The sequence below is a fragment of the Actinomycetota bacterium genome (assembly GCA_035759705.1).
Taxonomy (GTDB): domain Bacteria; phylum Actinomycetota; class CADDZG01; order JAHWKV01; family JAHWKV01; genus JAJCYE01.
In genome coordinates this window covers 23,075-34,275 of record DASTUJ010000199.1, presented here as the reverse complement: position 1 = coordinate 34,275, position 11,201 = coordinate 23,075, and the positions used below count along the sequence as shown (strand labels likewise).

Genomic DNA, 11,201 nt, shown 5'->3' with positions numbered 1-11,201 from the left:
CTCTGCGGCCTCCTTGACGGTGGCCGTCTTGAGCAGGACTTTCGGGTCCGGCGTCATGACATCTTTGACAATCTGCGGCATATCTTCCTCCTCCACGATCCTCAAAACCCAGGCTGCGGGCGCGCTGTAGTCGGGATGCGTGTCCTCAGGTTCTACCCCGGGGCCGCCGGATGGAAACCTCTACCCCCTGGCGGCCAGCGCGTCGTGGATGCGTTTGGCGACCACCTTGTGGTCCAGGTAACCCGATATCCCGTGGTGGTTTTCGGTCGAATTCTCGACGTCCAGAATGTTCTCGACCATCGGGTCGATTGGGAAGTTCTTCTTGTCGAGGGGGAACAGCGCCACGGTGTCGCTCGGGTCCAGGGCGTTCAGCCACTTGCCTACGACCTTGGGGTGCTCGTTCGGCCCGACCGCCTTCTTTATTGCGTTGACGGAAAGCGGGCTGCCGACGCTCACGAGCAGCGGGATCTTCCACCCGTTCTTTTCGCCCTCCTCCTTGATCAGGCTGTAAGCCACAACGCTGCCGAGCGAGTGGGCCACCACCACGGTCGGCACACCGGGCTTGATGGCCGCCCTCACCCCCTTGTTGATCTTGGCCCTGGTGCCGGGGTCGTTGATGTACGCGTAGACGTCCTTGGTGGCCAGCCCGATCGCGGCTCCGCTCCCCCCCGGGACGAAGCGGTCGACGGCTCTCAGCAGACCGAGCACCCCCCGGTTGTTGAGAATGCCGCGCTCGATAGGCTCGTCTCCCGGAGCCATCTCTTCGATCTGCTCGTCCGTGATCCCGGTCTTCTGCTGCACCTGCCTCAGCACCGAGAGCATGAAGGCCTGCTGCCTGGCGTCGTCCTGGGCCCCCCGAATGATGACCTCGGCCGCGTTCTCCGGGTTCACCCCCGCCGCCAGGTCGAACAGGGTCTTGCCGTACCAGGGCAGCCGGACGTCCTCCTCCGTCACCGGGAGGGTCAGGTTCGACTTTTTGAGCCCCACGTCCAGGGCCTTCAGCCACTCCTTTTTGATCTTCAGTGCGTCTTTGTTCTCCTGACCGCGGCCGTGCACAAAAACTAGCTGTGACATCAGTCGATCTCCTTGGTCTTGATGGCGGAACGGATGAGCTCTACTCCCTGCGGGTCGAAAAGTGTCCACAACGACTCCACGCGATGGTCGCCGAGGGCCTCCAGGCCGGGCGGCAGGACAATCTGCTGGGCTCGCAGCAGGGCCCATCCCTGGGAGAGCAGTGGGACGAAGGGAAACAACCTCTTCTCGGACCGGACCTGCCGCCCCCGGAGTTCGCCTGCGAGGAGGGCGAGGTCGAACAGGCGCACCTTCAGATCCCCGAATATCGCCTTCTGCATCGCCCGGACCGGTTCCGCTTCCTGCCGGTCGTGGTAGGCGTAGGCGGCGTAGAGGGCGATCGACGGATCGAGGCCTCTGCCGACTTTCATCCGTTCCTCCATGAGGCCGGCGTCTGCGTCCCTCAACCTGAACACCCCCAGGCGGGCCGACGAGGCCAGCAGCGCCCGAAGGCTTCTCACCTCGTCCTCCCGTCCTTCGAGCGCCTGCCACCGGGCGGAGTTCTCGACCGGCTCGAAGCTCACGTTCACGACGGCGCCGTCCTCGACCGTGATCGACCCGACGTAGTCGCGGATCGCCGGGAGGACCAGTCCGGTGCCGTCGTCAAACTCGATGAGCAGGTTGGCGGCCCCTTCGGCCACCCCCTGCACCGAGAGGATCTGCCGCTCCGGGTCGGGGATGTTGGTTTTGACCCCGGCGCCCAGAGCCGAGGCGAATTTCGCCCCGCGAACCTTGAAGCCGCAGGAGGTCTCAAAGTGGCGGGGACCGAAGGGCTGGAATATGCGCCCCAGGGGCTCGGCGAGCTCGGCCTGCCCGGCCGAAGCCGGGTCGGCCGCGAGGACGCGGTTCTGGGCCAGGGTGCCGGCCAGCATCCGGCCGGACTCTTCGAAGATCGTTTGGATTGCAGGCTCGGAGAACGCCGCCTTTCCGGAGTCGCTGCCGAGGCCGTCGAACGCTGCCGGAGGCACCGGGACCTCCGCCAGCCAGGTCTCCTGGGAGATGATCCGGGCCACCGGCGTCTGGTGTACGCCCGGCTTCACCTTGGCCTTGGTCAGGCGCGCCAGGACGTCGGCCCGTAGGTGGAGCGACAGCGGAACCGGGCGAATCAACCCCCTGGGCTTGGCGCCGGACCGGTCCACCTCTATGAGCTGGACGGTTTCGTTTTTCTCCGGGTGCTTCACCGCCACGTTCTTTTTCCCTCCGAGGGCCTGGGCCAGCGAGTCGGTGTAGACGGCCCGGTAGCCGGCGGCCGCCTTCTTAGGGTTCTTGACCTCGAGGGCCGGGTCGCCCAGCCCGCAGGCGAAGAACACGTCTACCGGCCGCTCCTCCACCGCGTCCAGAACGTTGGGGAAGATCTCCGACCCCCGGATCCCCTGCCCCTGGATGCCTTCGGCAGCGGTGCGGCAGGCGTCGGAGATCAGCACAACGTGCCGGATGCCGCAGGTGCGTGCCAGCTCGATGCTGCCGGCGACGTTCACTGCGGCGTTCGAGTCCTCGGGGGCCCCGGAGAGCAGCCAGTACTCCCCCCGGCTGATGTTCACGCCGTGGCCCGAGAAGTAGACGATCAGCTGGTTGACGGTGGTTAGGTCGACGATCTCCTTCACCGCCTTCTTGACCTGGCCTACCTCCACCGGCCCGCCCTCGTCGCTGAGAACCTTGACGAGCTCCCGGTCCATGCCCTGCCCGAGCGCCCACCTCTCCATCGCCCGGACGCCGTCGTGCACCGCTTTGAGGGTCTGCAGGTTGCCGGTCTGGCTGACTCCTATGAGCACCGCCGCCCTTACCAAAAATCTCTCCTCCGGTACACCTTCACATTGTGGGCGCGCCGATTGCCGGGCACAAGCCTTCCGGGCCGGCGGGCCGAGCGAGAGGTTTCGGGGCAAACTGAAGCTACCTCACGGACGATCGGACATCCCATGGAACTTGGCATCTACACCTTCGCGGAGCAGACCACCGACCCGAACACCGGCGAGACGATCAGCGCCCGGCAGCGCCTTCGGGACCTCATGGAGGAGATTGAGCTGGCCGACAGCGTGGGGCTCGACGTCTTCGGCGTCGGCGAGCACCACCGCCCCGACTTCGTAGTCTCCGCCCCGGCCATCGTGCTGGCCGCCGCCGGGGAGCGGACAAAGCAGATCCGGCTAACCAGTGCGGTGAACGTCATCAGCTCCGACGACCCGGTGCGGATATTCCAGGACTTTGCCACCCTCGACCTTTTGACCGGAGGCCGGGCCGAGATCATGGCGGGCCGGGGCTCGTTCATCGAGTCGTTCCCGCTGTTCGGGTACGACCTGCACGACTACGACTCGCTGTTCGAGGAGAAGCTTCTGATGCTCCTGGAGCTGCGGGAGTCCGAGATCGTCAGCTGGCAGGGCAGGCACCGTCCCCCAATCGAGGGCCGCGGCGTCTACCCCCGTCCCCTCCAGCACCCGCTCCCCGTCTGGGTGGCCGTGGGCGGCAACCCCCGGTCGGCCGTCCGGGCCGGCGCGCTGGGCCTGCCGATGGCCCTGGCGATCATCGGGGGCATGCCGGAGCGTTTTGCGCCGTTCGCCGAGATGCACCGGGACGCGGCCCGCCAGGCGGGGTGGGACCCGGCGCCGCCGCTCAGCATCAACTCGCACGGCTACATCGCCGACAACGCCCAGCAGGCGATCGACGAGTCCTTCCCGTACGTGGCGGTGACGATGAACAAGATCGGCAGGGAGCGGGGCTGGGCGCCGCTGACCCACCAGGACTACAGCAACAGCGCAGCCCTGCGGGGCGCCAACTTCGTCGGCACCCCGCAGCAGGTGATCGACAAGATCCTGTTCCAGTACGACATCTTCCGGCACGATCGTTTCCTGGTGCAGTTCAGCGTCGGCACCATGCCGCACGACAAGATCATGCGGTCGATCGAGTTGTTCGGGAACGAGGTCGCCCCGGCCGTCCGGGAAGAGGTGGCCGCACGTCGCGCGGCCGGTAAGGGTTCTTAGCGCTGGGCCGGGGCCTCACGCTCGCCGTAGGGTCCCGTCCGGGGTCCGTCGTCGTCGTAGGCCGCAGCCTCCTTCTTCTCCCCCGGCCCCCCGCTGACCGACCCGGCTTCGTTCATCTTCGCGTCCAGATCCTGCGGGCACAGCTCCAGCCGGCGCCCGTCCTCGTCGAAGAACTCCTTGAGCTGGGAGGAGGGGAACTCGCCGGCACACACTTCGCACTTGAAGGTCGTCTCAGCCATCACAAACTCCTTACGTAGTGGGTTGGTCCCCAGATGAGTACCCGGACGGCAGCCGGCTAATCGGGTCTGCACAGATAAACCGCGCCTGCCTTTTTTGTGCATATTTCCCACCCAGGCCGGGAACAATTGGACGCCACCGGGGTTAGCAATAACGACCGGGGGTAGGAAGCTTTCGCGGCGAGAATGGATTCGTTTAACTTTTCACCGACTCCAGAATGGGGGCCAACGTGACCGAAGTGTTAGATCACCGTGGAGAACCCCAACCGGACAGGGTTCGCCCCGGTTCAGGCGTGCCGGCGGACGGACCCGGCGCAGACGGCGCAGATTCGACCAACTTCTTCACCGAGTGGCAGCTCGACCCGGCGGAAGAACCGATCAACAGGGACTAAGCAGCCGGTCCAAAAATACCTACGGTGTCGGGTGGCAGCGTCACCAGATCCCCGACGACCTCCACCCCCGGCTCGGAGGCCAGCAGGAGTCGTTCGAGCCCGCCCAAAGGCACCGAAACCACGCCTTTACCCAGGTTGAGCACGACCGCGATGCCGGGACGCCGAAACACGAGCCAGCCGGCTTCCTCGTTGAAGCTCACGTCGATCGAGTCCCGCCGGGGGTCGGTCAACGACCGAACTCTGCGGCGCAACTCGATGAGCATCCGGTGCCACTCCAGCACCCGGCGGTGATCGTCCTTGATCTCATTCCAGTCGAGCTTGGAACGTTCGAACGTCGCCCGGTCCTGCGGGTCCGGGACCTGCTCGGGCTCCCAGCCGAACGACGAGAACTCGCTGCGGCGGCCTTCACTGACCGCCCGCCCCAGATCCGGGTCGGGGTGATCGGTGAAGTATTGAAACGGCGTGCCGGCGGCCCACTCCTCGCCCTGGAAGAGCAGCGGAACGAAGGGGGAGGTCAGAAGCAGGGCCGCAGCGATCTTCAGGCGGCCCTCGTTCATGAGGGCGCCGCTGCGCTCCCCCATCGCACGGTTTCCGACCTGGTCGTGGTTCTGGGTCGACACGACAAAGCGGTCGCCCGGCAGGCCCGCCGGGGAGCGGCCGTGGACCCGGCGGCGGTGCTGCGACCAGGTCCCGTCGTAAACCCAGGCCTGTTTCAGGGCCTTCGCCAGCAGCGCCAGCGACCCGAAATCTTCGTAGTAGCCGGTGCACTCCCCGGTAAGCGCACCGTGCAGCGCATGGTGCCACTCGTCGGCCCAGGAGGCGTCGAGTCCGTAACCCCCGGCCTCCACCGGCCGCACGAACTTGGGGTCGTTGAGGTCGCTTTCGGCCACCAGGAAAAGCGTCCTCCGGGTGGCGGCGGATAGGGCGCGGACCTCGGCCGCCATCTGCTCCAGGAGGTGGACGGCGGAGTCGTCGACGATGGCGTGGACCGCATCCAGGCGCAGCCCGTCGATTTGGTAGTCCCGTAGCCAACAAAGGGCGTTGTCTATGACAAACCGGCGAACCTCGCCGCTGTCCGGCCCGTCGTAGTTCAGGGCGTCGCCCCAGTTGGTCTTGTGCCGGTCGGAGAAGTAGGGCCCGAACTCGGGCAGGTAGTTCCCGGCGGGGCCCAGGTGGTTGTAGACCACGTCCATCACCACGCCGATCCCGGCGCCGTGGCACGCGTCGACCAGCGCCTTCAGCCCGTCGGGCCCCCCGTAGGCGTGGTGGGGGGCGAACAGGTCGACCCCGTCGTAACCCCAACCCCGGCTGCCCGAGAACTCGGCCACCGGCAGCAGCTCGACCGCGTCGACGCCGAGCTCGACCAGGTGTTCCAGGTGCTCGATCGCCCCGGCGAAGGTGCCCTCGGGCGAGAAGGTCCCGACGTGCAGCTCGTAGAGGACCGCCCCCGCCAGCGGAATGCCCCGCCAAGACCGATCCGTCCACTCGAATGCAGCGTGGTCCACCACCTCCGACGGGCCGTCGATCCCCTCCGGCTGGGACGCCGAACGGGGGTCCGGACGGCCGGGCCCCCCGTCGAGAGAGAACCGGTAGCGGGTGCCGGGGCCTGCGTCCTCCACCTCCAGCTCCCACCAGCCGCCGTCGCCGGGGACCATGGGGTGCACCTGGTCGCCGAGAAGCAGGTCTACCCGCTCCGGCTTGGGGGCCCAGACCCGAAAGGTGTGCACTTTTTTAAGACTCGAGCCGCAGAAGCGCCACCGGGAAGCCTGACAGCAGGTCGGACACCGAAACGGCCCCGCCGGCTACGGCTTCACCGGTGAAGACGTTCTTCCATGCGCCCGCCGGCAGCTCGACGGTCGTGTCTCCCCATCCGTCCTGGACGCCCAGGACCAGGCGGGGGACCACGGTTGCCACCACACCCCACCGGGTGAACGCCACCAGGTTGGCGGCCTTCGCTCCCCCGGCCGGCAGCGGCTCGTAGCTCGCCTCGGCCCCGAACGCCTCCGGCAGCTGGCGGCGCAGCCTGAGGGCCCGGCGGATCAGGAACAGCTTCGGAAGGCCCTCGTCCTCCCGGGCGAGCACGTCCTGGACCTTCATGCCGTCGAGCCCACGGAGCAGCCCGATGCGCGTGCCGTAGTCCACCGGACGGCGGTTGTCCGGGTCTACCAGGCTGAGGTCCCACAGCTCGGTTCCCTGGTAGAGGTCGGGGACGCCCGGAGCGGTCAACTTGACGAGGGTCTGGGAGAGGGAGTTGACCCGGCCGGGAGCGATGAGCGGAGCCACGAACCCCGCCAGCATCTCCTGGAACGGCCCGTCGTCGAACAGTGCCTCGACAAAAGCCACCAGCGCGTCGTCGTAGGAGGCGTTCGGGGCCAGCCAGGAGGTGTGGGTCTTCGCCTCCTTCGACGCCTTCTGGATGTAGGCGACGGCGCGCTCCTTCGTGAGCGGCCAGGCCCCGACCAGCACCTGGTAGAGCAGGTACTCGATGTTGTGGTCCACCAGCCCGGACCGGTAGTCGTCGTTGTGCCTCATCCACTTGCGCACCGCCACCGCCCAGGCTTCGGGCATCTCGCTCAGCAGCGCCAGCCGGGCCCTCACGTCCTCCGACCGCTTGGTGTCGTGGGTCGAAGTGTCCAGCATGCCGGCCGGGTAGCACTCCTGGGCGAGCCGGCAGGCTTCGTGGAACTCTTCGACCGGCAGGCCGAACCGCCCCGGGTCCCCGCCGACCTCGTTCAGGGCGACGAATCGGTTGTAGTTGTAAAAGGAGGTGTCCTCCACGCCTTTGGTCATGACCGGCCCGGACAGCTGCTGGAACCGCATCACCAGCTCTATCTCGGGGGGCACCGGCGCATCGGACTCCGGGAGCGGGACCTGCAGCAGTAGCAGGCTCTCCAGAAACCCGAACAGCTCCGGGTCGAGGTCGGTCCGCCGGGCCTTCGCCGCCTCCACCGTCTCCACCACGTGCCTGAGGTCCTGCCAGCTCGCCGCGTCGCCCGGCCGGATGTAGGTCCGGTAGACCGGGAAGGACGCCAGCACCTCACGCAGCGCCTGGCTGAGCTCGTAGCGGGTGTAGTCCCGGTAGCGGCGGTGGCGCTCGCAGATCTCCACGAACAGCCCGGTCAGGCGGGTGAGGTCGGCGGTCAACACCTCCCGCAGCACCTGGTGTTTGCGCTCCAGGACCATCTCCCGCCAGTCGCCGGACACGGAGGTGAGCTCGGTGTAGAGGGCGGTGAGAACCGGCTCGTTCGACCCGTCGACGAACAGCCCGGTCAGCCGGTTGAGGAAGTCGTAGCCGGTGGTCCCGGCCACCGGCCAGGTCTCGGGCAGTCGCTCTCCCGGCTCCAGGATCTTCTCGACCACTATCCAGGCCCCCGGCGCCCGATCCGACAGCCGCTGCAGGTACCCCTCGGGGTCCCGGAGGCCGTCGGGGTGGTCGATGCGGAGGCCCTGCACCTCGCCGGCTTCCACCCAGCCGAGAATCTGCCGGTGGGTGTCGTCGAACACCTCGGGATCTTCGTTGCGCACTCCGACCAGGGTGTCGACGTCGAAGAATCGCCGGTAGTCCAGGTCCTGGACCGCGGTCTTCCAGTACGCCAGGCGGTAGTTCTGCCGCTGCAGGAGCTCGTCCAGGGCGTCGGGGTTGCCGTTCAGCACCTCGAGGGCGGTTTCGACGGCCTTGACCACCTCGTGGTCGGCCTCCATCAGGCTGAGCAGCCGGTCTTTTAGAACCTCCTTGTCCCGCAGGCGCTCGTGGACCAGCTCCTCGTCGGACTCGGTCGACTTCGGCAGACGCCCAAAAGCCGCGGCCAGGGACTCGAGCTCGGGGTTCTCACAGTGCCTGGCGGCCGACGCCAGAATCCCCTCCAGCGAGGGCGGCGACAGCGGGAGTGCGTGCTCGTGGTAGGCCAGGGTGAACTCGGCGTCCTCGCGCACGACCCGGACCTCGCCGGCCTCGACTATCCGGCCGTAGTGGTCGCCCAGGATCGCCATGAGCACCCGGTTGCGCAGCTTGGCCTCCGGCGGGTTCCAGTCGACGTCGAAGTACCGGGCGTACCGGCTGGCCCGGCCGTTCTCCAGCACGTCCCACCACCAGCGGTTGGCCCGGTCGCCGATGGCCATGTGGTTGGGGACGATGTCGACGACCTGCCCCATCCGGTTCTTCTTCAGCGCCTCGACCAATCGCTGCCGGCCCGGCTCGCCGCCCAGCTCCCGGTTGACCTTAGTCGGGTCGACCACGTCGTAGCCGTGGTTGCTGCCCTTGGCCGCCTGGAGATAGGGGGAGCAGTAGAGGTGGCTTATTCCGAGCTCGGCCAGGTACGGGACGATCTCAATCGCCGCGTCGAATCCGAACTCCGGGGTCAGCTGAACCCGGTAGGTCGCAAAAATCGGGTCAGGCACTCGACGTTTCGGGCGACGGCTGGAGCTGGAAGACGACGATGGTCCGGAAGGGCACCACTATCGAGTCGCCGGCCTTGATCACGACCTTCTCCTCGTCGAACGGCACCGGGTGGAAGGTGTCCACTACCTTCTCCCACACATCCCCAAGGTGCGGCGGGATCGTGAAGTCCACCGGGTCGTAGTGGGCGTTCAGGCACATGAGGAAGCTGTCGTCGGTGATGGGCTCGCCGCGTTGGTCGAAGGCGTCCATGGCGTCGCCGTTCAGGAAGACGGCCACCGTCTTGAGGCCGGCGCCCCAGTCCTCACCCTCCATCTCGGCGCCGTCGTTCCGGAACCACGCCAGGTCGCCCAACTCGTGGCCGATGACCGGCCGCCCCTGGAAGAAGTTCGGCCGGTGGAACACCGGGTGGCGCTGCCGGAATGCCACCAGGTGGCGGGTGAACTCCAGCAGCACCTTGTCCTGCTTGTCCCAGTTGAACCAGGAGATCTCGTTGTCCTGGCAGTAGGCGTTGTTGTTGCCCCCCTGGGTGCGGCCCCACTCGTCGCCGCCCAGGATCATTGGGATGCCCTGCGACAAAAGCAGCGTGGCCATCAGGTTCCGGCGCATGTGGGCCCGCAGCGCGTTGACCTCCGGGTCGTCCGTGGGACCTTCGGCGCCGCAGTTCCAGCTGCGGTTGTGCGACTCGCCGTCCTGGTTGTTCTCGCCGTTGGCCTCGTTGTGCTTCTCGTTGTATGCGGTCAGGTCGGCCAGCGGGAAGCCGTCGTGGGCGGTGATGAAGTTCACGCTTGCCGAGGGCCGGCGGCCGGTCGCCTCGTACAGGTCGGAGCTTCCCATCAGGCGGTAGGCGAAGTCGGACAGCGGCCCGGAGTCGCCCAGCCAGAACTCCCGCACCGAGTCCCGGTACCTGCCGTTCCACTCGGACCACAGGGGTGGGAAGTTGCCCACCTGGTAGCCACCCTCACCCAGGTCCCAGGGCTCGGCGATGAGCTTGACCTGGCTGACGATCGGGTCCTGGTGGATCAGGTCGAAGAATGCGCTCAGCCGGTCCACGTCGTTGAACTGCCGGGCCAGGCTGGCGGCCAGGTCGAACCGGAAGCCGTCCACGTGCATCTCGGTCACCCAGTAGCGCAGCGAGTCCATGATCAGCTGCAGGACGTGCGGGTGGGCGACGTTGAGGCTGTTCCCGGTTCCGGTCGTGTCGAAGTAGAAACGTTTGTCGTCCTCGACCAGCCGGTAGTAGGAGGGGTTGTCGAGACCCTTGAACGAAAGTGTGGGACCGAGGTGGTTTCCCTCGGCGGTGTGGTTGTAGACGACATCCAGGATCACCTCGATGCCGGCCTCATGGAGGTTCTTGACCATCTGCTTGAACTCGGAGACCTGCTGGCCGGTCTGGCCGGAGGAGCTGTAGTCGTTGTGGGGCGCCATGAAGCCGATGGAGTTGTACCCCCAGTAGTTGCGCAGGCCCTTCTCGACCAGGTGGGAGTCGTGGATGAACTGGTGCACCGGCAGCAGCTCCACCGCGGTGACCCCGAGAGACTTCAGGTAGTCCAGGGCCGCCGGGTGGGTCATGCCGGCGTAGGTTCCGCGCAACCCCTTTGGGATGTCCGGGCACAGCTGGGTGAAGCCCTTGACGTGGACCTCGTAGATGACCGTCTTGTCCCGGGCGATCCGCGGAGGCCGGTCGTTGTCCCAGTCGAAATAGGGGCTGGTGACCACCGACTTCGGCACGAACGGACCGCTGTCCTGTTCGTTGAGGGCGCCGTCCGGGTCGTCGAAGTGGTAGTTGAAGACCGCCTCGCTCCACTCGACCTCGCCCTCGATCGCCTTGGCGTAGGGGTCGAGGAGCAGCTTGGACGAGTTGCATCGCAAGCCGGCGGCAGGGTCGAACGGTCCGTGCACCCGAAAGCCGTAGCGCAGGCCCGGGCTGCCGTTGGGCAGGTAACCGTGCCAGCAAAAGGCGTGGACCTCGGGGAGGTCGGCGCAGGTCTCGTTGCCGTCCTCGTCGAAGATGCAGAGCTGCACGCGCCCGGCGACCTCGGAAAAAACGGAGAAGTTCACTCCCATTCCGTCGTAGGTGGCGCCCAGGGGGTAGGGCGCACCGGGCCACAGCTTCATTGAGTACATCCTCTCG

General features: G+C 66.9%; 7 protein-coding genes. 1 reads left to right on the top strand and 6 read right to left on the bottom strand.

Annotated elements, in window-relative coordinates; genetic code table 11:
• Positions 1-180: 180 nt before the first annotated feature.
• Both VFV09_14215 and VFV09_14210 read right to left on the bottom strand, forming a co-directional pair.
• Positions 181-1,074 carry a hypothetical protein gene (locus VFV09_14215; GenBank protein HEU4868864.1) on the bottom strand — a complete coding sequence of 298 codons (894 nt, stop codon included), beginning with the start codon at positions 1,072-1,074 and terminating at the stop codon, positions 181-183.
• Entirely contained in the window at positions 1,074-2,858 is a 1,785-nt protein-coding gene (locus VFV09_14210; protein HEU4868863.1) for a hypothetical protein, read from the bottom strand. The genes VFV09_14215 and VFV09_14210 overlap by 1 nt, the downstream gene beginning before the upstream one ends.
• Before the next feature lie 129 nt (positions 2,859-2,987).
• Here VFV09_14210 and VFV09_14205 point away from each other — a divergent pair, with 129 nt between their 5' ends.
• The gene (locus tag VFV09_14205) at positions 2,988-4,043 is read left to right on the top strand and encodes an Atu2307/SP_0267 family LLM class monooxygenase (protein HEU4868862.1); all 1,056 of its coding nucleotides are present in this window, start codon (positions 2,988-2,990) and stop codon (positions 4,041-4,043) included.
• On the opposite strand, the gene VFV09_14200 is transcribed toward VFV09_14205, so the two are convergent.
• The 4 genes from VFV09_14200 to glgX all read right to left on the bottom strand — a co-directional run bounded on the left by VFV09_14200 (position 4,040) and on the right by glgX (position 11,194).
• Positions 4,040-4,282 carry a hypothetical protein gene (locus VFV09_14200; protein ID HEU4868861.1) on the bottom strand — a complete coding sequence of 81 codons (243 nt, stop codon included), beginning with the start codon at positions 4,280-4,282 and terminating at the stop codon, positions 4,040-4,042. The genes VFV09_14205 and VFV09_14200 overlap by 4 nt on opposite strands.
• 385 nt (positions 4,283-4,667) lie before the next feature.
• The gene (treZ, locus tag VFV09_14195) at positions 4,668-6,398 is read right to left on the bottom strand and encodes a malto-oligosyltrehalose trehalohydrolase (protein ID HEU4868860.1); all 1,731 of its coding nucleotides are present in this window, start codon (positions 6,396-6,398) and stop codon (positions 4,668-4,670) included.
• Between the two features lie 4 nt (positions 6,399-6,402).
• Positions 6,403-9,069, bottom strand: coding sequence for a malto-oligosyltrehalose synthase (gene treY, locus VFV09_14190; GenBank protein ID HEU4868859.1), 2,667 nt, complete (start codon positions 9,067-9,069; stop codon positions 6,403-6,405).
• On the bottom strand, positions 9,062-11,194 hold the full coding sequence (gene glgX, locus VFV09_14185; protein ID HEU4868858.1) for a glycogen debranching protein GlgX: 2,133 nt from the start codon (positions 11,192-11,194) through the stop codon (positions 9,062-9,064). The genes treY and glgX overlap by 8 nt, the downstream gene beginning before the upstream one ends.
• Positions 11,195-11,201: the final 7 nt, after the last annotated feature.

Coding starts and splice junctions, on each gene's coding strand:
- VFV09_14205 (HEU4868862.1), top strand. CDS start 2,988: ATGGAACTTGGCATCTACACCTTCGCGGAGCAGACCACCGACCCGAAC.
- VFV09_14200 (HEU4868861.1), bottom strand. CDS start 4,282: ATGGCTGAGACGACCTTCAAGTGCGAAGTGTGTGCCGGCGAGTTCCCC.
- glgX (HEU4868858.1), bottom strand. CDS start 11,194: ATGTACTCAATGAAGCTGTGGCCCGGTGCGCCCTACCCCCTGGGCGCC.
- VFV09_14215 (HEU4868864.1), bottom strand. CDS start 1,074: ATGTCACAGCTAGTTTTTGTGCACGGCCGCGGTCAGGAGAACAAAGAC.